The 25,141-nt window shown below is 62.1% G+C and carries 20 protein-coding genes, 1 rRNA gene and 4 pseudogenes; 10 read left to right on the top strand and 15 right to left on the bottom strand.

What is annotated here, in order from left to right; translation table 11 throughout:
• Nucleotides 1-17: 17 nt before the first annotated feature.
• Nucleotides 18-1,112: a D-alanine--D-alanine ligase gene (ddlA, locus tag ACP7CJ_RS14655; protein ID WP_426100807.1), complete on the bottom strand. Its 1,095-nt coding sequence runs from the start codon at nt 1,110-1,112 to the stop codon at nt 18-20.
• Between the two features lie 44 nt (nt 1,113-1,156).
• A complete protein-coding gene (locus ACP7CJ_RS14650) occupies nt 1,157-1,795 on the bottom strand; it encodes a LysE family transporter (protein WP_276196371.1) in 639 nt (212 codons plus the stop codon).
• A gap of 137 nt (nt 1,796-1,932) precedes the next feature.
• Here ACP7CJ_RS14650 and ACP7CJ_RS14645 point away from each other — a divergent pair, with 137 nt between their 5' ends.
• Nucleotides 1,933-2,742, top strand: a complete 810-nt coding sequence (locus ACP7CJ_RS14645; protein WP_426100809.1) for an AraC family transcriptional regulator — start codon at nt 1,933-1,935, stop codon at nt 2,740-2,742.
• 6 nt (nt 2,743-2,748) lie between these two features.
• Here the strand turns inward: ACP7CJ_RS14645 and ACP7CJ_RS14640 are convergent, their stop codons facing one another.
• From ACP7CJ_RS14640 to ACP7CJ_RS14630, 3 genes and pseudogenes are all read right to left on the bottom strand, one after another.
• Nucleotides 2,749-3,336 (bottom strand): flavin reductase family protein, encoded by a 588-nt coding sequence (locus ACP7CJ_RS14640; RefSeq protein WP_426100811.1) that lies wholly within the window; start codon nt 3,334-3,336, stop codon nt 2,749-2,751.
• A gap of 60 nt (nt 3,337-3,396) precedes the next feature.
• Nucleotides 3,397-3,825: pseudogene (locus ACP7CJ_RS14635) on the bottom strand (methyl-accepting chemotaxis protein); the annotation flags it as partial.
• Between the two features lie 111 nt (nt 3,826-3,936).
• Nucleotides 3,937-4,623 (bottom strand): annotated as a pseudogene (locus ACP7CJ_RS14630) (PAS domain-containing protein); the annotation flags it as partial.
• A 394-nt stretch (nt 4,624-5,017) separates the two neighbouring features.
• Here ACP7CJ_RS14630 and ACP7CJ_RS14625 point away from each other — a divergent pair.
• A pseudogene (locus ACP7CJ_RS14625) lies at nt 5,018-5,362 on the top strand (OprD family outer membrane porin); the annotation flags it as partial.
• Here ACP7CJ_RS14625 and ACP7CJ_RS14620 read toward each other — a convergent pair.
• From ACP7CJ_RS14620 to ACP7CJ_RS14610, 3 genes and pseudogenes are all read right to left on the bottom strand, one after another.
• Nucleotides 5,359-5,823: pseudogene (locus ACP7CJ_RS14620) on the bottom strand (TolC family protein); the annotation flags it as partial. The pseudogenes ACP7CJ_RS14625 and ACP7CJ_RS14620 overlap by 4 nt on opposite strands.
• Before the next feature lie 129 nt (nt 5,824-5,952).
• Entirely contained in the window at nt 5,953-6,858 is a 906-nt protein-coding gene (locus ACP7CJ_RS14615; RefSeq protein ID WP_426100813.1) for a cation diffusion facilitator family transporter, read from the bottom strand.
• An 85-nt stretch (nt 6,859-6,943) separates the two neighbouring features.
• Entirely contained in the window at nt 6,944-8,233 is a 1,290-nt protein-coding gene (locus ACP7CJ_RS14610) for an MFS transporter (protein WP_426100815.1), read from the bottom strand.
• Between the two features lie 185 nt (nt 8,234-8,418).
• Between ACP7CJ_RS14610 and ACP7CJ_RS14605 the strand changes: the two genes are divergently transcribed.
• The 4 genes from ACP7CJ_RS14605 to ACP7CJ_RS14590 all read left to right on the top strand — a co-directional run bounded on the left by ACP7CJ_RS14605 (nt 8,419) and on the right by ACP7CJ_RS14590 (nt 13,642).
• Nucleotides 8,419-9,837 carry a short-chain fatty acid transporter gene (locus ACP7CJ_RS14605; protein ID WP_276196365.1) on the top strand — a complete coding sequence of 473 codons (1,419 nt, stop codon included), beginning with the start codon at nt 8,419-8,421 and terminating at the stop codon, nt 9,835-9,837.
• Nucleotides 9,838-9,979: 142 nt separating this feature from the next.
• Nucleotides 9,980-11,680, top strand: a complete 1,701-nt coding sequence (gene acpA, locus ACP7CJ_RS14600) for an acid phosphatase (RefSeq protein WP_276196364.1) — start codon at nt 9,980-9,982, stop codon at nt 11,678-11,680.
• Nucleotides 11,681-11,802: 122 nt separating this feature from the next.
• Nucleotides 11,803-12,972, top strand: coding sequence for a hypothetical protein (locus tag ACP7CJ_RS14595; protein WP_276196363.1), 1,170 nt, complete (start codon nt 11,803-11,805; stop codon nt 12,970-12,972).
• Between the two features lie 145 nt (nt 12,973-13,117).
• Nucleotides 13,118-13,642, top strand: coding sequence for an SET domain-containing protein-lysine N-methyltransferase (locus ACP7CJ_RS14590; protein ID WP_276196362.1), 525 nt, complete (start codon nt 13,118-13,120; stop codon nt 13,640-13,642).
• Here ACP7CJ_RS14590 and can read toward each other — a convergent pair.
• Complete coding sequence (gene can, locus ACP7CJ_RS14585) at nt 13,639-14,283, bottom strand: carbonate dehydratase (protein ID WP_276196361.1); 645 nt, start codon at nt 14,281-14,283, stop codon at nt 13,639-13,641. The genes ACP7CJ_RS14590 and can overlap by 4 nt on opposite strands.
• Before the next feature lie 151 nt (nt 14,284-14,434).
• Here can and ACP7CJ_RS14580 point away from each other — a divergent pair, with 151 nt between their 5' ends.
• Entirely contained in the window at nt 14,435-14,821 is a 387-nt protein-coding gene (locus tag ACP7CJ_RS14580; protein ID WP_276196360.1) for a serine kinase/phosphatase, read from the top strand.
• A 117-nt stretch (nt 14,822-14,938) separates the two neighbouring features.
• On the opposite strand, the gene rimI is transcribed toward ACP7CJ_RS14580, so the two are convergent.
• Entirely contained in the window at nt 14,939-15,391 is a 453-nt protein-coding gene (gene rimI, locus ACP7CJ_RS14575; protein WP_426100817.1) for a ribosomal protein S18-alanine N-acetyltransferase, read from the bottom strand.
• A complete protein-coding gene (locus ACP7CJ_RS14570; RefSeq protein ID WP_426100833.1) occupies nt 15,384-16,127 on the bottom strand; it encodes an energy transducer TonB in 744 nt (247 codons plus the stop codon). The genes rimI and ACP7CJ_RS14570 overlap by 8 nt, the downstream gene beginning before the upstream one ends.
• A 187-nt stretch (nt 16,128-16,314) precedes the next feature.
• On the opposite strand from ACP7CJ_RS14570, the gene mksB reads away from it, so the two are divergent.
• Genes mksB through mksF form a run of 3 tightly spaced genes read left to right on the top strand, consistent with a single transcriptional unit; the run spans nt 16,315 to nt 21,126 of the window.
• Nucleotides 16,315-17,592, top strand: a complete 1,278-nt coding sequence (mksB, locus tag ACP7CJ_RS14565; protein WP_247404130.1) for an Mks condensin complex protein MksB — start codon at nt 16,315-16,317, stop codon at nt 17,590-17,592.
• Nucleotides 17,582-18,289, top strand: coding sequence for an Mks condensin complex protein MksE (gene mksE / locus ACP7CJ_RS14560; RefSeq protein WP_276196359.1), 708 nt, complete (start codon nt 17,582-17,584; stop codon nt 18,287-18,289). The genes mksB and mksE overlap by 11 nt, the downstream gene beginning before the upstream one ends.
• Complete coding sequence (gene mksF / locus ACP7CJ_RS14555; RefSeq protein WP_276196358.1) at nt 18,286-21,126, top strand: Mks condensin complex protein MksF; 2,841 nt, start codon at nt 18,286-18,288, stop codon at nt 21,124-21,126. Before mksE ends, mksF begins: the two co-directional genes overlap by 4 nt.
• 186 nt (nt 21,127-21,312) lie before the next feature.
• Here mksF and ACP7CJ_RS14550 read toward each other — a convergent pair whose 3' ends face one another.
• The 4 genes from ACP7CJ_RS14550 to rrf all read right to left on the bottom strand — a co-directional run.
• Nucleotides 21,313-23,616 carry a PqiB family protein gene (locus ACP7CJ_RS14550; RefSeq protein ID WP_276196357.1) on the bottom strand — a complete coding sequence of 768 codons (2,304 nt, stop codon included), beginning with the start codon at nt 23,614-23,616 and terminating at the stop codon, nt 21,313-21,315.
• Entirely contained in the window at nt 23,609-24,232 is a 624-nt protein-coding gene (locus ACP7CJ_RS14545) for a paraquat-inducible protein A (RefSeq protein ID WP_276196356.1), read from the bottom strand. The genes ACP7CJ_RS14550 and ACP7CJ_RS14545 overlap by 8 nt, the downstream gene beginning before the upstream one ends.
• Complete coding sequence (locus tag ACP7CJ_RS14540) at nt 24,219-24,878, bottom strand: paraquat-inducible protein A (protein ID WP_426100819.1); 660 nt, start codon at nt 24,876-24,878, stop codon at nt 24,219-24,221. Before ACP7CJ_RS14540 ends, ACP7CJ_RS14545 begins: the two co-directional genes overlap by 14 nt.
• A gap of 169 nt (nt 24,879-25,047) precedes the next feature.
• Nucleotides 25,048-25,141, bottom strand: a 5S ribosomal RNA gene (rrf, locus tag ACP7CJ_RS14535); the annotation flags it as partial.

Below are 25,141 nucleotides of genomic sequence, written 5' to 3'. Positions count from 1 at the left end.
GACGCGCCGGCCGATGACTATCGGCTGATCTTCAAGCCCTTACGCCCCGCATGCCGCTCCAACGCCAACTCAATCAAGCGGCTGACCAACTCGCTGTAACTCATCCCCGCCGCCTGCCACAACTTGGGGTACATGCTGATGCGGGTAAAACCCGGCAACGAGTTGATTTCGTTGATCAGCACTTCGCCGTCCTCGGTGAGGAACACATCGACCCGCGCCAACCCTGCGCACCCCAACACCTCGAACGCTTCGACGGCCAGGCGGCGAATCCGCTCGCTGGCTTCAACGCTGATATCGGCCGGCACCACCACCTGGGCCGCTTGGTCGTCGATGTATTTGCTGTCGTAGGAATAGAAGCCGCTGCTCACCACGATCTCGCCGCAACCGCTGGCGATCGGATTTTCGTTGCCCAGCACGGCGCATTCGATCTCGCGGCCCTGGACGGCAGACTCCACCAGCACTTTCTCGTCAAAGCCCAGGGCCAGTTCGGCGGCGGCTTGGTATTCGGCCTCGTCGTTCACTTTGCTCACGCCCACCGAGGAGCCTTGGTTGGCGGGTTTGACGAACATCGGCAAGCCGAGCTTGCGCACCGCCATGTCAAACGAGGTGCGCGCCGCGTTGTTGCGGTTGAGGGTGATAAACGGCGTGACGGCAATACCGGCGTCGCGCAGCAGGCGTTTGCTGATGTCCTTGTCCATGCATACTGCCGAGCCGAGCACGTCGGAGCCGACAAAAGGCAGGTCGGCCATGCGCAACAGACCTTGCAGGCAGCCGTCCTCGCCGAGGGTGCCGTGGACGATGGGGAAGATCACGTCGATGTGGGCCAGCAGGCCGCTGCCGGTGGTTTCCACCACTTGCTGGCTGGCCTTGCCCGGCACCACCGCCAGTTCGCGGTTGGACTGGTTGAGGGCGATCAGCGCCGGGTTTTCCTGGTTGATCAGGAAGTTCGAGGTGTCGTTAAGGTGCCAGTGGCCGGCCTTGTCGATGCCGATCAGCACCGGCTCGAAGCGCGAGCGGTCGAGGGCATCGACGATGTTGCGCGCCGACTGCAGCGAGACTTCGTGCTCGGCCGAACGACCACCAAAAATAATCCCTACGCGCACCTTGCTCATGACCCGACCTCACTGTTGAAAGTAAGGCTTCTTACCATGAGCGGTCAGCGATTCGCTACCAGATGTACACCGAACAGCATGTAGCACCCCCCCGCAAAACGGTCGAGCCATTTGCGCGAGCGGCTGTAGAGGTCGGCCATGCGCTCACTGGAAAACACCAGGGCCACGCTGGAATACCAGCTGAACGACAAGGTGGCCATGATGATCACCGCCAGGGTCAGCAGCATCGGTGACGGCGACGGCGGCATGGTGGACGCGAAGATGGTGGCGACGAACAACGCGGCCTTGGGATTGGACAGATTGCCCAGCAACCCTAGGCGCCAGGCGGAAAACAACGAGCGTCGGGGCCCGTCCGGCAACAGGCTCTGCCCCATCGCCGGCGCCGAGCGCTTGAACAGCTTCAAGCCCAGGTAGATCAGGTAGCAGCCACCGATGATCTTGAACGCCAGGTACAGCATGGGTGCGGCGCTAAACAGCGACTTTATGCCCAGGCCACCCGCCAACCCCCACAGGATCGTACCCGTAGCCACACCCGCCGAGGCCACCACACCATGGCGGCGCGAACAACTGGCGGCCAGTTGCGCCGTGTTGAAGAAGTTGGGGCCAGGCGTGACCACCGCCACCGTCCACAGCAGGGCCAGCGAGCTCAGGGGCGCCACGTAGGCAGGGTTGAGGACATCCATGGGGGCGCTCCATCAGCACAAGGCACGAACCGCGATCATAGGCCTCGCCTGCCCCCTGCACAATCGTACAAGACCCCGGCAGACAAGGGACTCAGACTCGGCTAACGTGTTTCCACCTCTTCTTGTGACAAGTCACCATGGGTAAACCCACCCCCACCCTCGACTGGCTGCACCGCGCGCCGCACGCCAGCGGCCTGGACCGCATCGAGGCGTACTTTGCCGGCTTTGCGTTCGACCCGCATCGCCATGACACCTATGCCATCGGCCGGACCTTGTTCGGCGTGCAGAGTTTTCATTATCGCGGTGGCATGACCCATGGCCTGCCCGGCACCACCATGGTCATTCATCCTGACGAGACCCATGACGGCCGCGCCGGCAGCGAGGAAGGTTTCAAGTACCGCATGATCTACGTGGAACCGGCGCTGATCCAACAGATCCTCGGCGGCAAGCCGTTGCCGTTTATCCCCGGCGGAGTGTCCACCGACCCGTGGTTGCACCGCGCCAGCGAAGTGTTGCTGCAAAGCCTGGACTGCCCGATCGACCCGTTGCAGGAGCAGGACGCCCTGTTCGACCTGGCCCAAGCCTTGAGCAACGCCTCGGGCGCGATCACCACCCGCAAGACCTTCGATTACGTGGCTGCCGAACGCGCCCGGGAATTTATCCACAGCGCCCTGGGCCGCAGCATCACCCTGGATGAAATGGCCGCCCACGCCGGCCGCGACCGCTGGGCCTTGTCGCGGGATTTTCGCTTGTTGTTCGGCACCAGCCCCTACCGCTACCTGACCATGCGCCGGCTGGATCTGGTACGCAGCCTGCTGGCCCAGGGCAAACCGCTGGTGGACGCGGCGATGCTCGCCGGCTTCAGCGACCAGAGCCATATGACCCGGCAATTTCGCAGCACCTACGGCATGCCCCCAGCGCGCTGGGTGAAGATGCTCGGGCGCTGAACAGGCTCAACCGGCGGGCGTGAGCGGATGCCCGTCTATCGGCTGGCCGATGGTGAGGAAATGCCCGCCCGCCACATGGTGCAGGGTGCGCAGTTGATCAAAGCCTTCGAAATGCCAATGCCCGTCGCTGAACACGCGCTCGTCGGCATACGCGGCAACCACTTCGCCGAGGAACAGGTCGTAGGTCTGCTGGGTATGCGGCTCGGGCAGCAGGCGGCATTCCAGCCAGGCGACGCAGCCTTCGAGCAAGGGCGCTTCAGTGTGTTCGCCGTCGAAGGTGTGCAAGCCATAGGCGGCGAATTTATCCAGATCGGCGCCGCTGGTAGTGCCCACGGTCTGTACGAGATCGGCCTGGGCCGCGCAGGGCACCTGCAACACGAAGGTGCCGGCGCGTTCCAGCAGTTGGCGGGTCCAGGTGGCCTTGTCCAGCACGACGGCAACTTTCGGCGGTTCGAAATCCAACGGCATGGCCCAGGCCGCGGCCATGATAGCGCGCTGGCCATTATGCGCGGCGCTGACCAGTACGGTCGGGCCGTGGTTGAGCAAGCGGTAGGCCTTGGGCAGCGGAACGGGGCGGCGGTGATCAGGGCTCATGGAGGATCGGCTCTTCAATCGTGAAAAAAACTACGATACCTCAAGCACAAGCCCTACGGGTCAGCTCGACAGCTGGTTAGCGAACTGTCCGACGGCGCTGACGACCTTTTGCGCGCCGTCCTGGATTTCCACGATCACCGTGCCGGCTTCGGCGGCCAGGGCCAGGCCCTGCTCGGCTTGCTGGCGGCCGTCGGTCATCAGGTTCACGGCGTCACGGGCCATGTCCTGGTTCTGACGCACCACCCCGACAATCTCTTCAGTGGCCCTGCTGGTGCGCGACGCCAGTTGGCGCACTTCGTCGGCCACGACCGCAAACCCGCGCCCCTGTTCGCCGGCACGCGCCGCTTCAATGGCCGCGTTGAGCGCCAGCAGGTTGGTCTGTTCGGCGATGCCGCTGATGGTCTTGACGATGCTGCCGATCACTTGGGACTGGGCATTCAGCGCCTCGATGCCCTCGCCGGCCTGCTGCAGGTGGTGGGCCAGCTCGCGCATCACGTCGACCGCCTGCGTCACTACCGTGGTGCCGCGCTGGGCACTGCTGTCGGTGTGCAGCGAGGTGCTGTAGGCAATGTTGGCCGCCTCGGCAATCGCCTGTTCACGGTTGACCTGCTCGGTGATCACGGTGGCGAACTTGACCACTTTGTACAGACGATCATTGGCATCCAGCACCGGGTTATAGGTGGCCTCAAGCCATACCGCACGGCCATGGCTGTCCACGCGTTTGAAACGTGCCGCGACAAACTCGCCAGCGTTCAGGCGTTTCCAGAAGTTCTGGTACTCGGCGCTGTTGTATTCCGCCGGCTCGCAGAACATACGGTGATGTTTGCCCTGGATCTGCGCCAGGCTGTAACCCATCGCATTGAGAAAACCCGCGTTGGCGGTGAGCACATGCCCGTCCAGGTCGAACTCGATCACGGCCGTGGAGCGCACCAGCGCGGAGATCAGGTTTTCGTGCTCGCGCGACGCCTCGATGGTGCGCGTGAGGTCGCTGGAGAACATCGAAATATGCTTGATGCGCCCGTCGGAGCTGCGCACCGGCTGCACGATCGAACGCAACCACGCTTCCTTGCCATTGCCGCGCAACAGGCGCACGGCACCGGCAAAGTGTTCGCCGCGCACCAGTGCGTTCTTGAAGCGCTGCTGGAATTCGTCCTGACGCAGGTAGGCCGGCACCAGCTCGTCAACGGGCCGCCCCAGCAGTTGCGACATCGAGTACGCCAGCTCCTGCAGGAAGTTGGCATTCGCCCACTCCACCCGGCCTTCGGCGTCCAGTGTCAGGCACAACATTTCGCTTTCCAGGCTTTCCTTGACCTGCTGCAAGCTGGACAACTCTTCGCGAAGAGCAGACAGCTCCTGCTTCAAACGGGTGTTGAACATGGGACACCGATGGTCATGAGAAAAGGACGAATCTGACCTGCATCGGCGTGGCCGGGGTTTTCTGAAGAGCGGTTCGATGCCCGGCGTGACTCTTTTTTAGTTCAGTGTCGAGACTAACGAAGCAACCCTGACGCGAGGTTCACCAGAAGATTACTTCTTTGTTAGGTAGCGCCGAGGTTCCACAATTGTAATGCTCACGCAACGCAGCCGTTATCCGCAGTTTGCAACTATCAGCCCGGGCCAAATCAATAAGAACGCGCGCCTCCATAAAAAGCTGATAACTGCCAATACCGAGGAGCGAAACATGCGTATCCGTGATGACCCCCTTCCCCTTTCACTGGTCGTCACACTGCCCCTGGCAGCGCTGGCCGTGGAAAACAAGCCCGAAGGCTTTATCGAAGGCAGCAGCGTGAAGGTGCTAGCACGTAATTTTTACTTCAATCGCGATGATCGCAAAGGCCAATCCAGCCCGACCGGCAACGGCTATTCAGAAGCCTGGTCGCAGAGGCTGATCGGCAAGTTCGAGTCCGGTTTCACCCAGGACACCGTGGGTGTTGGCCTGGATGCGTTTGCCATGGTCGGCGTGAAACTCGATTCGGACACCGGCCGCAGCGGCGGCAAGGGCTCGTTCGGCGTGTTGCCGGTGGACAGGCGGCGATAGCTGACACGGCCGTTGGCGACCACCAGGCCGCGCTCGGCCAGTGCCAGGGAGCGTTGCGCCAGCTCGAGGCGTTCCTGGGCGCGAAGGGCGCCGTAATAACGGTCGATCACCTCGGCGCGCACGTCGTTGCGGCGCTGTTGCAAGGTCAGCGCCGCGACGTCCTGGCCACGCGTGGCCAGCTCAATGCGCGCACCGCGCTTGCCGCCCAGTTCCAGGGTCTGGCTTAACGTGAGCGTGGTGGTGCGGGTGTCGCGGCGGGTGTCTTCGGCATCCCATGAGGCCAGCGGGTTGGGGATCAACCCCGCCTGCTGGCGACCGCCGCTGGCGATGTCGATCTCCCATTGCGCGGCGGCCAGGTCGGGGTTATTGGCGAAGGCGGTTTGCGGGGCAGCGTCGAGGCTCAGGGTCTGGGCGCCGTCGCCAGCAACACGACGATCGAGCACAGTAATGTTCTTGCACGAGTTGGCATAACGAGAGTTCCAGGCCCATGAAATGGCGGATAAATCCAAGCCGGGGCACTGTAACTTTCGGTACTTATCAGGGCGGTGGGGCGAACATTACAAATCCGTTAGTAAGGCTCAAGCATGGGCTTCTTCGGGCCCGTCACGATGAAAACCCTCGCCCTCGACCTGCAGCGTGACGTGGGAAATATCGAATTGTTCATGCAGCAATTGCGTCACTTGAGCGAGGACCTGTTGCTCGACGCCCGGCACCGCGTCCGCCACCAGATGGCTGCTCAGCACGTTCTTGCCACTGGTGAGCGCCCAGATATGCAGGTCATGTATATCCTTCACGCCAGGTACGCCACGGATGGCCTGTTCCACGCTGTCGATATCGATGCCGTCGGGCACACCTTGCAGCAGCACATTCATGCTCTCCTTGAGCAACACCCAGGTACGCGGTAACACCCAGAAACCAATTGCCGCCGCCACCACCGAGTCGACCCAATCCCAGCCGGTCAACATGATCACCACGGCTGCGATGATCACGCCGACAGAGCCGAGCATGTCACTCCAGACCTCCAGGTACGCACCTTTGACATTCAGGCTTTCGCCGCTGCCAGCGCGGAGCAGGCGCATGGAAATCAGGTTGACGAGCAGCCCCAGCACGGCGATCACCAGCATGCCCGTCGACTGGATCTGCGCAGGCGCCTGCAGGCGTTGATAGGCCTCAAACAGGATGTAGAACGCCACTGCAAACAGCAGCAACGCATTGAAGGCCGCCGCGAGGATTTCAAAGCGCGCGTAGCCGAACGTGCGCTTGCGGTCTGCGGGGCGTTTGGCGATTTGGATCGCCACCAGGGAAATCGCCATGGCCAGAGCATCGGTCATCATGTGCGCGGCGTCGGACAACAGCGCCAGGCTGCCGGTGATAAAGGCACCGATCACCTCGGCAATCATGAAGCTGCTGGTCAGCCCGAGGGCGATCCATAACGGGCGTTCGTGACCGGCGCGTACCTGGGCGTGGTTGTGTCCTGCGCTCATGAAACATCCTCGTGGGGAGTGGTTGCATGAATCATAGCGCCATAGCGGAAGATTCGGATGGGCTCGGCACTTCCTGACCGCGCCCTCAGGCGGCTAACGTGTGGCGCTTGCTGAACAGCGCCACACTCACCACCCCCACCGCGCCCATCACCACGCAATAGCCCACGCAAATCCATGGGCTGGTCGGCATCAGTGCAATCAGGATCAAGGGCGTGGTGCTCGCCCACAGCGCGTAGGCGATGTTGTAGGTGAAGGAAATGCCCGACACCCGCACCGGCGCCGGGAACAGCCCGACCATCACCGACGGCACTGCGCCGACCACGCCGCAGCTCAAGCCTGCCACGGCATACGCGGCGCCGAGCCAGACGCCACCGGCGATCAGGCTGGCGTATAACACCGCGATCCCCAGCGGCAGCAACAGGCTGTAGACCAGCACCGCGCGCCAGGCGCCGATGCGGTCCACCAACAGGCCGGCCAGGACGCACCCGAGGTTCAGGAACACGATGCCCAGCGCGCTCAGGGCGAAGGTGTGGCTGGGCGTCATGCCGAAGGTTTTCTGCATCATGGTCGGGGTGATGACCACCAGCACCACCACGGCCGAGGTGAGCACGCAGGTGAGGATCATCGCCGGCAGCAATACGCCGCGATGCTCGCGCAACACGGTGCGCAGCGGCATTTCGGCGGCGGCTTGGCGGCGCGCCTGCATGTCGAGGAACACCGGGGTTTCGTTGAGCCAGCGGCGCAGCCACACGCCGATCACGCCGAAGACACCGCCGAGCAGGAAGGGGAAGCGCCAGGCGTAGTCGAGGATCTCCGCCGGGGTGAAAAGTTGCGCCAGCAGCGTGGCGGTCAGCGCGCCGAGCAGGTAGCCGAAGGTCAGTCCGGCTTGCAGGAAGCCCAAGGCGTAACCGCGGTGATGAGTCGGCGCATGCTCGGCGACGAAGGTCCAGGCGCTGGGCACTTCACCGCCCACCGCCGCGCCTTGCAGCACGCGCAGCACCAGCAGGATCAGCGGTGCGAAATAGCCGATCTGCGCGTAGGTCGGCATGATCCCAATCAGCAGGCAGGGCAAGGCCATCATCAGGATGCTCAGGCTGAACACGCGCTTGCGCCCCAGGTGATCGGCGAAGTGCGCCATCAGGATGCCGCCCAGCGGGCGCGCGAGGTAGCCCGTAACGAAGATCCCGAAACTTTGCAGCAGGCGCAGCCACTCGGGCATTTCCGGCGGGAAAAACAGTTGGCTGAGGGTCAGCGCGAAAAACACGAAGATGATGAAGTCGTAGATTTCCAGGGCACCGCCGAGGGCGGCCAGGCCCAGGGTTTTGTAGTCGGAGCGGGAAAAACGCTGCGCCTGTGCAAGCGAGGTGGCAGTCATGTTGAGGCTCGGCAGACAAACAAAATGGCGTGCAGGTTATGAGCTGAGCCGGATGATGGCAATCGCGGCGGATATATTTGTTTTCCTCATTGATCGATGAAGATAACTGCATTCCCATATCAATGGCCGTAGCGGAACATGCCGTAAAACTGCCAACACCATAACAACTATAAGAGGAATGACTCGTGGCCGATGCTCTCGAAGAAAGCCGCTATGCCCGATTTGCCCTGCGCTGCTCCAATTTCGCCGAACGCTGGTTTCCTGACTCCTGGGTGTTTGCCGCCCTCGCCGTGATCATTGTCGCCGTGGCGACCCTGGGCATGGGCGCCGCGCCGACCGAGGCAGCCAAGGCGTTCGGCGATGGGTTCTGGAGCCTGATCCCGTTCACCATGCAGATGGCCTTCGTGGTGATCGGCGGTTATGTGGTCGCCAGTTCGCCGCCGGCGGTGAGGCTGATCGACCGCCTGGCGCGCATCCCGAAGAACGGCCGCTCGGCCGTGGCCTGGGTGGCGTTGATTTCCATGGTTGCCTCCTTGCTCAACTGGGGCCTGTCCCTGGTGTTCGGCGGTTTGCTGGTGCGCGCATTGGCGCGGCGCACGGACTTGCGCATGGACTACCGCGCTGCCGGCGCCGCAGCCTACCTGGGCCTCGGTGCGGTGTGGGCGTTGGGGCTGTCGTCGTCGGCCGCGCAGTTGCAGGCCAACCCGGCCAGTTTGCCGCCGTCGATCCTGTCGATCACCGGGGTGATCCCGTTCACCGACACCATCTTCCTGTGGCAATCCGGCGCACTGTTGCTGGCGCTGATCGTGGTCTCGCTGATCATCGCCTACGCGACCGCACCCGGCCCGAACAGCGCCCGTGATGCCAAGGCCTGCGGGGTCGACCCGGCCTTCAACCTGCCCAAGCCGCAGGCCCCGACGCGCCCGGGCGAATGGCTGGAGCACAGCCCGGTGCTGACCATCCTGCTGGCGCTGCTGGCGGCGGGTTGGTTGTTCCACGAGTTTTCGACCAAGCCGGCGATCAGCGCCATCTCCGGGCTGAACACCTATAACTTCCTGTTCATCATGGTCGGAGCGCTACTGCACTGGCGCCCGCGCAGCTTTCTCGATGCGGTCGCCCGCGCGGTGCCGACCACCACTGGCGTGCTGATCCAGTTCCCGCTGTACGGCTCGATTGCCGCGCTGATGACCGTGGTCAAGGGCGGCGACGGCCAGACGCTGGCCCACCATATCTCGACCTTCTTTACGTCCATCGCCTCCCACGACACCTATGCCCTGTTGATGGGTGTGTATTCGGCGGTGCTGGGCTTCTTTATCCCGTCGGGCGGCGGCAAGTGGATCATCGAAGCGCCCTACGTGATGCAAGTGGCTAATGACCTGCAATACCACCTGGGCTGGGCCGTGCAGATCTACAACGCGGCCGAGGCGCTGCCGAATTTGATCAACCCGTTTTATATGCTGCCGTTGCTGGGCGTGTTGGGGCTGAAGGCGCGGGATTTGATCGGGTTTTCGTTCGTGCAGTTGCTGGTACACGCGCCGTTGGTGTTGTTCCTGCTGTGGGCGTTGGGGGCGACGTTGAAGTATTTGCCGCCGGTGATGCCTTAAACGCAGCGACAAGCTTGAGGTTTTTAGCTCCAGGCTTGCCGCTTAAAGCGTGTAACTTCGAGCTGTCTTCCCTCCGTCACATTCCACTGCTACCGTCCTGGCGAAATATCTTGCAATAAATAGCCAGCAAGGACTCCCCGCAATGAGTGACGAGCACGAAGACCGCCCTGCCTCTGATTCCATCGACCAACCGCCGGTAGACACCAGCCGACGGCGTTTCCTGGGGGGGGCGGCGGTGCTAGGGGTGGGCGCGACCTTGAGTGGCTGCGGCAATTCCAGCGAAGCGCCGGGCAAACCGGTGGCGCGGCCGCTTACGCCGCAAGAGTTGGATAAAGCGTTACACGACCAAGTGAAAACCGTCGTGGTGATCTACGCCGAAAACCGCAGTTTCAACAACCTGTTTGCCGACTTCCCGGGGCTGGAGAAACCGCTGTCGGCGTTGTCCGCTGCCGACTATCAGCAGCGCGACCGCGACGCCAGCGTATTGACCACCCTGCCCCCGGTGTGGGGTGGCGTGTTGCAAGTCGGCTCGCAAAGCGTCGACGGGGTGACCTACCCCAGTGAAGTGCAATTCCAGGAAAACCTGCCCAACGCCCCGTTCGCCCTCAAGGGCCCGAACGCCGAAGACCTGCCCTTGAGCCTGGTCACCCGTGATTTGTGGCACGTGTTCTACCAGAACCAGATGCAGATCAACGGCGGCAAGAACGACGGCTTCGTCGCATGGGCCGATTCCGGCGGCCTGGTGATGGGGCATTACGCCCAGAGCCGTTATTCCCTGCGCCTGTGGGACGTGGCCAAGGCGTTTGTGCTCTGCGATAACTTCTTCCAGGGCGCGTTTGGCGGCTCGTTCCTCAACCACCAATACCTGATCAGCGCCACCGCGCCGGTTTATCCGAACGCGGCGCAGTCGGTGGCCAAGGCGCAGATCGCCACGCTGCAAAGCGATGATCCCAACGACCCACGCCTCAAGCCCCTGGACAAATCCCCGGCCAGCGCCATGAGCGGCCCGCCGCAGTTCGGCCCGAGCGCATTGACCCCGGACGGTTACGCCGTGAACACCCTGGCCCCGCCCTACTGGCCGACCTGGATTCGCGACCCGCAAAACCCGGACTACGCCAAGCCCGACCTGCCCAACGTGCTGGTGCCGCAGACGCACGAACACATCGGCGACAAGCTGTCGAAAAAGCACATCGACTGGGCCTGGTACGCCGGGGCCTGGCAGGCGACGCTGGAGCAGTTCAAGGACTCGGGCGGCATTCCGAAGATCCCCAACTTCCAGTACCACCACCAGCCGTTCAACTACTTCAAGCAACAGGGCCCGGAAAACCGCGCGGAGCGTGACAAGCGCCTGCGCGACGCGGGCCTGGGCGATGAGTCGAGCACCAACACGTTCTTTGCCGACGCGCAGGCGGGCAAACTACCCGCCGTGACCTTCTACAAACCCCAGGGCAACCTCAATATGCACGCCGGTTATGCCGACGTCGCCTCGGGTGATCGCCATATCACCCGCGCCCTGAAGGTGCTGCAGGAAAGCCCGCAGTGGAAAAACATGGTGGTGGTGGTGACCGTCGATGAAAACGGCGGCTGGTGGGACCATGTGGCACCGCCCAAGGGCGACCGCTGGGGCCCTGGCACGCGGGTTCCGACGCTTGTGGTGTCGCCGTTCGCGCGCAAAGGCACGGTGGACCATACGGTGTACGACACTGCGTCGATCCTGCGCCTGATCACCCGCGTTTTTCAGTTGGAGACACTCGACGGGCTCAAGCAGCGCGACGACGCCATGATCGCCCGCGGCCAGAAACCGATGGGCGACTTGAGCAATGCGCTGCAGTTCGAGGTGTAGGACGGCTTATCCAATAGCGACATGCCCGGCAATTTTGCACGCGGTTTTCCTGGTCAGCCGCTACTGTGTGAGGGTGGGCTTTCACCCCGCACAGGCAGGCTTTCGCGGACAAGGAATCATCTATGTTTAAACCGACCAGGTTGTCCTTCACCTTGGCCGCACTGCTGGCGAGTGCGGTCGTACAGGCCGACATCGAAGTCCCCCTGGGCAGCACGCAACGGGTTACCCAGTTGTTCGCTTACCCCAATAACTGCAATGTGATCTGCTTTCGGCCCTGGACGCTGGAGCAGACCGCCGAGCATTACCTGAACCAGAGCCTGCAGCGCGACGGTTACAGCCGCGCCAAAGTCAGCGTCAAAATCCATGATGGCCAGGTCGCGGCGACCTTCAGCGGGGTGCCCGACAGCTATGGCCTCCCGCTGACGAGCTTGCTCGCGACCGCCGACCTGGCCTACCAGGGCGCGAGCCGGCTCAATAGCGACGGCAAGTGGGCCTACAACTGGTACTTGTTCCTGCCGCTGGGCATGGCCCTGGAAAACCGTAAAAGCATCGAGTTGCTGCACTTCCCGCCGGATTATTCACTGACCCAGGCCCAGGATTACCTGGAATCGGCCACCACCGACCGCTGGGCCACCCTGCTCGTCGACAATGGCATTCCGGCCAGCGAAACCCCGGCCTACCAGACCATCATCGACATCGCGCCGATCGCCGCGCCGTCCAACGCGGGTAAGGACCTGGAAAACGTCTACAGCTACTTCACCGACTACCAGACACGCATGGTCGCGCAGCTGAGCCAGCCCCCCAAAGGTTCGTTGCCGATGGTGGCGTTCGGCGCCCCGGTGCGCAGTTGGATCAAGCAACAATACGGGCAAACCGTGGGCGTGCTGGGCCTGGCGCAGATCAGCCCGGCCCCCGGTAAAACCGTCTCGGTGCTGGGCGCCAACCACCCCAGTTACATCTGGTACGCGGCCAGCCCGGACACCTACGACGGTAACGCGCAGAAGGCCGACGAGGCTGGTTTGAAAGTGATGGGCCAGGACTTGAGCGCCGCCTGCTGGCAAGCCGGAATGGGCCAGAAACCGGCGAGCGATGCGAATGTGCTGCTCAAGGCGTGCATGAACACCTGGCAAGTCACGCGCAAAGAGCAGACCTGTGAACTGTTCTACACCTCGGTGCGCAACCTGACCCCGGAGCAGGCGAACGCCAAATGCGCCACGCCCGCGATCAAAGCCCAGCTCAAGCAACTGAAAGACGCCGCCCCCGCCCCGGCAATCACCACCCCTGCGCTGTAACGCGCACAAAAAAGCCGATTTCTACTGTCAAACTTGACAGTAGAAATCGGCTTTATGTTCAGCGAGTCTTGATCCGGGCCCATCCGCTGCAAGACTGGCAGTCAGACACCACCCGCAGGTCGATGCAGCCCAACCAAGGAGAGTTATGAAGACTCGAACCATGGATAAGGCTGTAAACGCTATGAATGATTGCCTTTACCCGTTCAAGACACTGTTCGTCGAGCAGGGCTACCCTTCGTCCAAACACTTCCAGGTCATCCAAACCACGGACGGCGCCGGAGCCGGGATCAAGGCTCGCATCCCCTTTGACAGTCGCGTGCGCATTGCCAAGGTCTCCGGCTACGCGGTGAACGAGCGACGCCCGCACACCTTGCAGGTGTCGCCACGCATCCACTTGTACGACTGTTGGTTCTGCGGCCTGCTGCACCACTCCTGCAACCCGAATGTATTTTTAGACACCACCTACCTGGAGCTCTGGACCGTGCAGTCCATCCCCGCCGACACCCGGCTGACCCTGGATTACGCCAGCACCGAGGACACGCTGTTCCGGCAGTTCGCTTGCCAATGCGGCGAGCTGAACTGCCGGGGCTGGATCACCGGCAGCCAGGAGCCGTTGAACGCCGAGGGGCAAGCGTTCATGACCGAGTGGCGCGAGCGCAAGCGCCCTTAGACTTCACCCAGCGGGCGCAAGCGATACTGCGGCGGCAACTGCTCAAAACCACTGATGGTGGTGTTCAAGCTCTTCCAGCGGCCATCCTTGATGCCGTAGATGCAGCCGTGGATCGACAGGCTCTGCCCGCGGTGCCAGGCGTTTTGCACAATGCTGGTGTGACCGACATTGGCCACCTGCTGAATCACATTCAGCTCGCACATGCGGTCGACGCGTTCTTCTTCGCTCGGCAACTGCGCCAACATCTCGCGGTTTTCGTAGTACAGGTCGCGAATGGTGCGCAGCCAGCCGTCGATCAGGCCGAACTGGCGGTCCTGCATCGAGGCCCGCACGCCGCCGCAGCCATAGTGGCCGGTGACCAGGATGTGTTTGACCTTAAGCACATCGACGGCGTACTGAATCACCGACAGGCAGTTAAGGTCGGTGTGCAGCACCACGTTGGCCACATTACGGTGTACGAACAGATCACCCGGCAGCATGCCGACGATCTCGTTGGCCGGTACACGGGCGTCTGAGCAGCCGATCCACAGGTACTCCGGTGTTTGCTGGCGGGCCAGCTTGGCGAAGAATTCGGGATCTTCCTGTGTGATCGCATCTGCCCAGCGTTCGTTGTTATCAAGCAGGTCTTGTAGTTCGTTCATCAGGGAAAGCCTCAGGAATGATGCGCAGCTTTGACAGACGACCGCCCGTCCGGGTCACGCCGGGAATAAAGATAGTCGGCGGGCAATTACTTGAATCTTGGGGCGCCAAGCCTGTCCACACACTATAAGCCCCACAGTATGAGGATTGGCCATGACTGAATCACGACGTCCATACGGCGCTACCCAGCCGGAACCGATTGATGACAACGAGGATCGCATGGGCCAGATGCGCGAGTTGGACTTTGACGAGGAAGAGCCGACGGCGCAAATCGGCGATGAACTGCCGCGTGGCGAACGCAAACGCCGGATGCCCGACGAACGGGTGGGTGAGGCCGGGATGGCCGGCGCGTCGACCGATGACGACATGAGCCCGGAAAACCTGATCCGTGAGGACGGCGCGCGGGATGCACAGGAAGCAGGCGAAGGCGAACAGGCCGATTGGGACCTGAGCATCGTGGATGAAGATGATATCGGCGGCGGCAACGGGCTGGATGAGGCCGAATTGGCTGATCTGGACCCTGTCGACGGCAACCGCTGACACACCGTAGATCCAAATGTGGGAGGGGGCTTGCTCCCGATATCGGAGTGCCAGTAACCGATAAGTGCCTGACACACCGCAATCGGGAGCAAGCCCCCTCCCACATGGGTTGCGTGTTTAATCGACCAGGGTGCAGGCCATCACGACCGCATCTTCGCGCCCACCGACGGCCGGGTAGTAATCGCGCCTACGCCCGATTTCATTGAAGCCATAGCGCTCGTACAGTCGGAACGCGCCGGTATTGCTGTCACGCACTTCGAGGAAACATTCTCGTGCAGTGGCGGCATACGCGCGGGACATCAGGTGCTCCAGCAGCGCCAGGCCGAGGCCGCGGCCCTGGTTTTCCGGTTTGACGGTGATGTTCAGCAAATGCGCCTCATCGAGGATGACCTGCACCACCCCGTGACCCACTTGCTGCTCACCTTCGAACATCAACCAAATCTGGTACTTGCCCAGCCCGTCGAGAAAAATCCCGCGGGTCCAGGGGTGGCTATACGCCGCGTATTCGATTTTCAGCACGGCGTCGAGGTCGGCCTCGGTCATCGGGCGAAAGGATAAAGCCTCACTCATCGGTTGTTTTCCAGCGCGCCATCAGCCGGCGCATGGCTTGCCAGACATCAGCCTTACGCTGTGGCTCTTCCATTAATAATTCCAGGCCCGGCAGGGCCCATACCGAGCCCAGGCCTTCGACCTGCAGCTCGCGGTACCAGGCTTCGGCATCGGCTTCGCCGGCAAAACGCACGGCGGGCAGGCCGATCAGCCACAGGCACACGCAGGGTTCGTCTTCCAGGCGCGCCGACACAAAACCTTGCACAAAATCTCGCGCAGCGTCCGGGCCCTGGTCCATCGTGCCGCGCACCAGCAACGGCCAGCGCACCGGGTCGCCGACGATTTGCGGGCTGTCGGGCAAGCCGGCGGCGCGCAGCATGTCCTTGAGCAACATGTAGGCCGGGTCGCGGGTCTGGAAGCGCTCGCCGGTCGGCAGCTCCACCAGCAACAGGCAACGCCCGGCCCGCAGCAGTTGCAGGGCAAATCGTGGGGGTGGGACGACAGGCGCCTTGACCACCGGCGCCGCTTCTTCAGCCACCAGCGGTTTGGCCATCGGCGACGGGCGTGGCACCTCGACCTTGGCGCGCTCTACCACCGGGCGCACCGGCGGCTCAGGCTTGACCACCGCCACCGGCGCTGCGGCCTCTTCCCCCGAGGTCTCGAAGGCCTCTTCGGGCTCGAGCACCTGCAGCAGCTCGGGCCGCGACGGGGCGGCAAACGGCAGTTCGGTGCGGGGCAGCCAGTTGACCACCTGCATGGCGGTCAAGTAAGCGCGACGTCGGGACTCGATAAGCACAGCTCGGCCACTTGTGGATAAGTAAAGAGCGGGGATTCTACCGCTGTTCGGTAACAATCGCCCACTGCGCACTGACCGGCTGTGGATAAATCCCGCGCCTGATGCAGTACAATCGCGACTTTTAATCGCCAACCAGCCGGCCATTCCCATGATCGAACCCAAGCGCGTCCTGCGCGCCCTCGCCGAACACTGGGCCTTACTTGAGCCACTGTGCGAACACTTCGACCAAGGCACCCTGAGCCTCGGCGAGCTGCGCGCACAACTGGCCGCCCAACAACTGGACAGCACGCCCCAGGACATCACCAGCTTGCTGGACGTGTGGATTCGCCTGGATATCCTGGTGCCTGTCGCCAAGAGCCCGAACCGTTTCGAGCTCAACGCGCAGATCCACGACTTCCTGGCCTATCTTCGCAAGGAGCACCGGCTTGGCCTGTGCCTGGAAATCGAAGCCTACCTGCGCCACCTCGAGCGCCTGGCCGGTTATATCCAGGACGCCTTCGACATCCGTGACGGCCACGACCTGGCCCGTCAACTGCGCCTGCTGGACATGCGCGTGCGCGACGTGCTGAAAAAGCTCGCCAACGACGAGCAAGCCCTCGTCGCCGTGGCCGACCGCGCCAAGACCAGCGACCGACAGATCCCGTTGCGTCAGCGTTACGCCGAAGTGCTGGCGACCTGGGACGAATACGTCGAACCGATGATCCAACTGGTAAACGCCGACGGCGCCTTCGAACAAGGCGTGCGCAAGGTCGAAAACGTGCTGCTGCGCATGCTCACCGAGCAGCAGCGTCTTGGCCATCTGGTCGACGACGACATGCTGTTGCGCACCCACGCGCGCATCCTCGAAATGCAGACCAGCGCCCAACTGACCCTGCGTCACGCCCGCGAGCTGCTGCTGCCATTGCGTGAAGAAGCGCGTCGGCACAACGCCGTGACCCGTGGCGCAGCGCTTGCCTTGTCGGCCATTCGCCGTAAAGGCCTGGACGCGGTGCCGCAGGCCGCGATGCCGATGTTTACCCGGCCGCAAAGCACCTTCCTCGGCAGTGCCAGTCAGGTCGAAGCCTATGTGTATGCCCTGGCGAACTTCGAGCCGAAACCCGCGCGGTTCCCCAAGGCGCACAAGGCCCCTACCGGCGAAGCCCAGCGCGCACCGCGCACGGTCAAGGAAATGCTCGAACGCTGCGAAGACGCGCTGCCGATGCCGGACCTGATGACCTGGCTGCTGGAACAGGAACCGGACGGCGCCACCGACGAATTGCTGTACTGGTTCTCGCGCCTGTCCCGCGAAAAACGCTTCAAGCGCGAGCGCCTGGAGCGCCGCGATTACCACACACACGAGCATCAGGTCAGCCTGCGCTCATTCGCCCTGCTCCCGGCCAGCACAGACGCGGCCGAGCATTCTGCGAGCACCCCTTATGCATCTTGATCTATCCGAACTGTCCCAACTGGCGCCGATCTTTCGCGAGCTGTTCAAGGGTTACCACGTCAGCCGCCGCGACCCGGAGCTGTACGCGCAACTGTCGAACTTCCAGGACCAGTACCGCACGCTGTTCAAGGCCCTGGGCTTTGAACTGGTCTGCGATACGCGCGGTTTCTACTACTTCGTGCCGGACTCCGCCATCGCCAGCGCGCAGGTGAACAAGACCGCGCAACGCCTGGCGTTGTTCACCTTCATCATCGTCGAGCACCTGGCCGACCAGGGCCGCGACCCGATTGCCGTGCTCGACGGCGGCAGCCTCGGCCGCGATGAACTGCCGTCGCTGTTGGAGAAATACCGCGACCTGTTTATCCAGGCCGAAGTGCAGACCCAGGAAGAGCTCGAAGAAAAAATCATGCGCCGCATGACCCAGCTGGGTTTTGCCAGCGAGGACAACGGCATCTATCGCTTCCTGCCGCCGATGCACCGCTTCCTCGATGTGTGCCTGTCGGTGCAGCAGGACCGCGACCTCGCGGCCAGCATCCACAGCGTGCTGCCATTGCCGGCGCCGGTGATCATCAACGAAGACAGCGACGAAAAACTGCTGGAAACCGATGACCCGCTGGACTTGAGCGACTTTGCCGAAGACAGCGAAGAAGACGCCCTGGCCCGCGCCATTGCCGAAGAACAGGAGACCGATGCATGAGCAAGGAACGCTACGGCATCCGCCGCTTCGCCCTATTGAATACCGCCGGCTACAGCCTGGGTTTGTTCCCGCTGGAAGAGCCGCTGTCGGTGTATGGCGCGAACAACCTGGGTAAATCGGCGTCGATCAACGCCTTGCAGTTCCCGATCCTGGCGCGCATGTCGGACATGAGTTTCGGCAAGTACACCCTGGAACAATCGCGGCGCTTCTACTTTGCCACCGACACCAGCTACATCCTCGTCGAAGTCTCCCTGCCCCACGGCCCGCACGTGATCGGCGTGGTCGGACGCGGCCCGGGCGGTGGTTTCGGTCACCAGTTCTTTGCCTACGCCGGCAAGCTGGACCTGGCCCACTACCAGAAAAACGACACCTGCCTGCGCCAGAAAGAGCTGTTCACCAACCTTGAGCGCGAGGGCCTGAAAGCCTACGAACTCAAGCCCGATGAACTACGCCGTTTGCTGGTGGGCGGCCACACGTCGATCCCGCTGGACCTGACGTTGATCCCGCTGCGTTCCACCAGCGAACAGAGCCTGAAGACCTTCCGCGCGCTGTTTATCAACCTGCTGCACATGCGCGAAATCACTGCCGCCAAGCTCAAGCAATTGTTCCTCGATGCGTTCGAGCACAGCCTGCGTTCCGGCAGTGTCGATTACATCGCCGCGTGTGAAGAAGCCTTCCGCGACGTGCGACGCATGGAGCAGGACTACAACTCGCTGGTCGCCGCCGGCCCGCTGGTCGAGGCCCTGGCCAATGGCGTGAAACAACGCGACATCCTGCGCGGCAAACTGCATCGCCTGTCGCCGCTGCTGGATTCGCTGCTGGGCACCTGGTCGGACTACGCCGGTGCGCGCAAGGAAGAGCTGACCCTCCAGGCCGAGCACTACCGCAACGAGCAGGACGCGCTGCAGAACAACCAGCGTGGCGGCACCCAGGAGCTGATGCGCCTGGAGCGCGAAATCAGCGGCATCCAGCGTTGGCTGGGCGAGCTGTCGGTGCTCAAGCATCGCTTTGCGCTGGTCGATGACGTCAAGGTGCTGGAACAGCAACTGCTGGCGGCCAAGGATGCCCACGATGAACTCGCCGGCGCCCTGGCGCAGTCGCGGCAGTTCAGCGCCGAGGACTTGGACGAGCGCCTGCGCGACCTGGAAAAACGCTTGAAGTCGGTCAAGCAGCAGCTCGACCACGCCGACAACAACAGCTACGCCAAACTGCGCGAGGAATTCTCACAGCAGGATGTCGAGCGTCTGATGCGTCTGTTCAACAGTTCGTTGTTCAGCCTGCCGTTGGGCGAGCATGGCATCACGCTGGATGAGGACGGCCAGTGGGTCAAATCCCTGGAACTGATCCTCGATGGGTTCAAGGGTGAGCGCTTTGAAGTGCCGGGGCTGTCCATCGACATCTCCCACATCGAGCCACCCGCCTTGCAGGCCCTGGCGGATCGCGCAGCCTTGCGCGACCAGAAAGAGCGTCTGGAAAAAGAACTCAAGCAGCTCAAGACGCAACAGGCGGTTGCCTCTGACCGCGCCGCGAGCAAAACCCAGACCGAAGCGCTGTACCAGCAAGTGCTGGACGCGCAAAAGGCGCTGGAAGATTTCCGCCGCGCGCAGACCCTGAGCGCCGAAGAAGGCGAGAAGCTGGAACAGCTGGCGCAGATGGAAGCGGCCCAGGATGAATTGAAGCGTTCCAGCGATGCGTTCACCGAACGCGTGCAGCAACTGTCGGCCAAGCTGCAACTGGTCGGTCGCCAGATCGGCGATATGGAAGCCAAGCAACGCACCCTGGATGACGCGTTGCGCCGTCGCCAGTTGCTGCCGGCGGACTTGCCGTTCGGCACGCCGTTCATGGACCCGGTCGACGATTCCATGGACAACCTGCTGCCACTGCTCAACGACTATCAGGACAGTTGGCAGGGCTTGCTGCGCGCCGATGGCCAGATCGAAGCGCTGTACGCCCAGGTACGCCTCAAGGGCGTGGCCAAGTTCGACAGCGAGGACGACGTGGAGCGTCGCCTGCATCTGCTGATCAACGCGTATGCGCACCGCACCGACGAAGCCCTGACCCTGGGCAAGGCGCGGCGCGCGGCGGTCACCGATATCGCGCGGACCTTGCGCAATATCCGCAGCGACTACGACAGCCTGGAACACCAACTGGCCTTGTTCAACCGCGAGATCAACAAGCGCCAGGTGTCGAACCTGCAGAGTTTCCGCATCGTGCTGGCGCCGAACAAGGAAGCGCTCAAGCATATCGACCAGATCATCCACAGCGCCGGTCAGTACGAAGAAGGCGAAACCCTGTCGGTGTTCGACTTGAGCCAGAGCGCCGATCAGGACAACAAGAACGAAGAGGCCAAGGAATACCTGGCGCGCCTGGTGGCGGCCAACCATAACCAGTTGGGTCTCAAGGACTTGTTCGAGCTGGCGTTCGAGATCACCAAGGTGAATGGCCAGCCAGTGATTCACACCGACATCGACGGTGCGGCGTCCAACGGCACCACCATGACCATCAAGGCGCTGACCAACATGTATTTGTTGCTGCACTTGATGGACCGCGACCAGGCCGGGCGTGTGCGCTTACCGTACTACCTCGATGAAGCGGCCGACATCGACGAGAAGAACCAGGCGGCGCTGCTGGAAACCAGCCTGCAGTTGGGCTTCGTGCCGATCCTGGCGAGTGTGAAGCCGCAGGTGTCCGCCCAGGTGGCGATCGACCTAGAAGGCGGCAGCGGGCCGAATGGCATCTACATCGATGAGGCGGACTGGAAGTACATCCGTCGCCATGATGCGGTGAAGGCGACGGTGAATGTGCAGGCGGATGAGCCGGAGTTGGATGAGGTCTGACGTTTTGCGTTGAAATGCAAAAAGGCCGCGATCTTATGGATCGCGGCCTTTTTTGTGGGCTGGGGTTTGGCGGTGTTTTTGAGGGCCTCGTCGCGGGCAAGCCCCCTCCCACATTTGACCGAGTTTATCCTGTAGGAATGCGCTCGAAGGTGGGAGGGGGCTTGCCCGCGATAGCCGCGCCTCGGTCTACTTACCCAGCGGAATCTTAGGTGCCCAGGTCAGCCACTCATCTTCAAACTTGTCGAACAGCGGGAAGGTTTGCTGCGGCCGTGCGGCGCTGCCCATGCGTTCGCCATCGGGCGTGGCAAAGGCGATGCCGCCGGCGACCAGGGTTTCCAGGGACTCGGTGCGCACCGTCGCGCCTTTGAACAGGCCGAAGTCGAGACCAAAGCCGCTGGTGTTCCAGAAGCGGCTGCCGCTGCGCACCAATGCCGCGTACTTGGGTTCGATCAGGATATGGATCAACACGCGGTCGGCGGTCTGGCCCAACTCGTAGCCGGTGACTTTGCCCACGGTGACTTCGCGGTAAGTGACGGGTACGCCTTCTTTGAGCGAACCACGGCGTGCGGCGCTGAGTGTCAGGCTCAGGCCGGCCTCCTGGTGGACGGCTTCGGGTGGTTGGTCCAGCGCGACAAAGCTCTTTTGTGTCCCGGCGTTTTTCACTGCGGGCAGCACCTCGATGTATTGGCCGGTGACCAGGGTTTCCAGGTTCGAGGTTTTCATCAAGCCCAGTTCCGGCTTGACCACCCAGAACTGGCTGCCGACGCGCGCGATGCGATCCGCGACCTGGGTGATGCGCGCACCGAGCAGCACCGATTGCATATCGGCGCTGAGGTCGACGCTCTCGATCTTACCGACGTCCAGGCCTTTGAAACGCACCGGGGTGCCGGGGCGCAGGCCGTCGGCGCGGTCGACTTTGATGGTCACCAGGGTGCCACTCTGATTCGCCGCTTCACGATCGGTGAACAGGCGGAAACGTGGGATACGCTTTCTCAGCGGCACGTTCGGTTCCGGCGTTTCGAAGGCGATACCGCCAGATATCAGGCTGGCCAAGGATTCGCTTTTTACCTGGATACCGCCCGTGAGGCCGCCGGTCAAGGTTACACCGCTGGCATTCCAGAAACGCGTCGAGCCATTGACCAGGTTGGCGTATTCCTTCTCGATGTGGACACCGATCACCAACTGTTTGTTTTTGCGTGAGAACTGGTAGCTCTGCACCGAGCCGACCTTGACCTGTTTGTAGAGGATCGGGCTGCCAACATCCAGGGAGCCGAGGTTGTCAGTGAAGAGCACCATGTGCAGGCCAGGAGAACGCAGGTCCAAGGGCGGTGCCTTGGCCCGAGCCACGTACTCGCGTTGGGGGGCAGTGCCTTTGTCACCGGGACGAACCGCGATGTAGTTACCTTTGACCAACGCCTCGAGCCCAGTGATACCGGCCAGGGAAATCGACGGTTTGACCACCCAGAATTGGGTGTCCTGTACCAGGTAGTCTTCAGCCAATGGGTCGAGAGTCAGCTCGGCGTTGGCACTGGACAGGTCCGGGTCGATCTTCAGGGTTTTCAGGCTGCCGACCTGGATACCTTTGTACATCACCGGGGTACGCCCGGCCTGCAGGCCTTCGAAGTCGCTGAGTTTGACCTTGACCTTGATGCCGGCGGCGGCGGCGTCGAAGTCTTCATATAGGCGGAAGGGCAGGCTCGGATCGGTCGGCGGGCTGTCCTTGCGATTCTCCGGGGTGGCGAAGGCGATACCGCCGGCGACGATACTGGAGAGTGATTCGCTGCGTATCTTCAAGCCGGAGAGGTTCGCGTCGATGCTGATGCCGCTGGCGTTCCAGAAACGCGTGTGTTTGCGCACCAGGCTGGCGTAGGTCGGTTCGATGTAGACCTTGATCTCGACGGTGCTCTGGTCCTCGGACAACAAGTAGCTTTTGACCTGGCCGACCTGGATCTGCTTGTAGAACACCGGGCTGCCGCGGTTGAGCGAGCCAAGGCGGTCGGCCTTGATGGTCAAGTGCAGGCCGGGCTTGGCGTCGGACAAGGGCGGCTCCTCAGACAGCGCCTTGAATTTGCGCGTGGACTCACCATCGCCAGGGCTGGCGGCAATGTAGTTACCCGACACCAGCGTCTCCAGGCCGGTGATGCCGGCGAGGCTGACGCTGGGTTTGACCAGCCAGAAACGCGTATTGGTCTTGAGGTACGGCTCGACATCCTTGTTCATCTCGATGGTGGCAATCACCCCGCGATTGTTACCTTCGTCGTCCAGGGCCAGGGTCTTGACCTTGCCCACGGGCATGCCTTTGTAGACCACTTCGGTCTTGTTGACCTGGATGCCTTCGCCGCTTTCGAAGCGTACCTGGATCTCGATACCTTGCTGAGAGTAGGCACGCCAGCCCAACCAGCCGCCGATGATCAGGGCGATCAGGGGCAGTACCCAAATGGCCGACCAGTTGGAGGCCGGGCGGGTTTTAGCTTTAGGCAAATCACTCATGGTCGTCGTCCGACTCCGTGTTATCCCAAATCAGTCGGGGATCAAAAGTTACTGCGGCAAGCATCGTCAAGATCACCACACTGGCGAACGCCGCCGCGCCGAGATTGGCCTCGACACTGGCAAGCCGTCCAAAGTTTACAACCGCCACCAGGATGGCGATCACGAAGATATCCAACATGGACCAGCGGCCGATGAATTCGATAAAGCGGTACATGATAATCCGTTGTTGCGCGGACAGCGGTTGGTGACGCTGCACCGAGAACAGTAGCAGACCAATGCCCACCAGCTTGAACGTCGGCACCAGGATGCTGGCGATGAACACCACGGCAGCGATGGGGAACATGCCGTGCTGCACCAGTTGGATCACACCGGACATGATGGTGCTGGGGTCGCCCTGGCCGAGAGAATTGACGGTCATGATCGGCAGCAAGTTGGCGGGGATATAGAGAATCGCGGCGGTGATCAGCAACGCCCAGGTTCGCGTGAGGCTGTTGGGGCGACGGGCATGGACCAGCGCACCGCAACGAGCGCAGGTTTGCTCATCGGTGTCCGGTTCTTGCTTGTTCAATTCGTGGCATTCGGTACAAATCAGAATGCCTGCATCAATCGCCCGCATGATCATCCTCCCCTGACAGTGATTGCCAGATCTGGTGGGGCGACATCACCACCTCAAGCAGAACCTGAACCATTAATAGGCTGACGAAGCAGACCAGGCCCAGGCCAATCGTAATGGAGGCCATGTCGGCGAGTTTTACGATCGCCACCAGGATGCCCATCAGGTACACCTCCAACATCCCCCAATCTTTCAGGTGATGGTAAATGCGGTACAGCAGCAGCCCGTAACTGCGGCCGATGTTCCAGCGAATGCTGAGCAACACCGCCAATTGGCAGAGCAGCTTGAGCAGGGGAATGCCCATGCTGCACAGGAACACAACGGCGGCGACGCCGCGCATGCCGGTGTCGAACAGGCCGACTACGCCGGTCCATACGGTGTCCTCTGAGGACTGCCCGAGTAGATTAAGCTGCATGATGGGCAAAAAGTTCGCGGGGATGTACAGCAACAGTGCTGCCAGCACTAAGGCGAGGCTTCGTTCGACGACGTTGTGGCGGTGCGCGTACAGCTCGTAACCACAACGCGTGCACTGGGCTTTTTCGCCGAGCGCGAGCACAGGTTTGCGCATCAATAAATCGCACTCATGGCATGCCACCAGGTCGTCCAGGGGTAAATCCGACACCTTGGGGGCATCATCCGGATCGGGCATAGATAGGGCTCGGACGCTAAAAAAGGTTAGGTGCCTATTCTAGTGGTCTAGTTCAGAAATAACTGTGCAAATTTGTCGGATGCTGGATCGTCGCAAGCCTCTTCGCACTTTCCGAGCGCGCAAAACAAAACCCCTGTCTGCGTTAGCAAACAGGGGTTCTGGAATTTAATCTTGACGATGACCTACTCTCACATGGGGAAACCCCACACTACCATCGGCGATGCATCGTTTCACTGCTGAGTTCGGGATGGGATCAGGTGGTT

This window comes from Pseudomonas sp. PSPC3-2 (genome assembly GCF_049897085.1).
In the GTDB taxonomy this organism is placed as follows: Bacteria; Pseudomonadota; Gammaproteobacteria; order Pseudomonadales; family Pseudomonadaceae; genus Aquipseudomonas; species Aquipseudomonas paraveronii.
The sequence above is the reverse complement of the archived record's forward strand: the minus strand, read 5'-3'. Positions and strand labels throughout refer to the sequence as shown.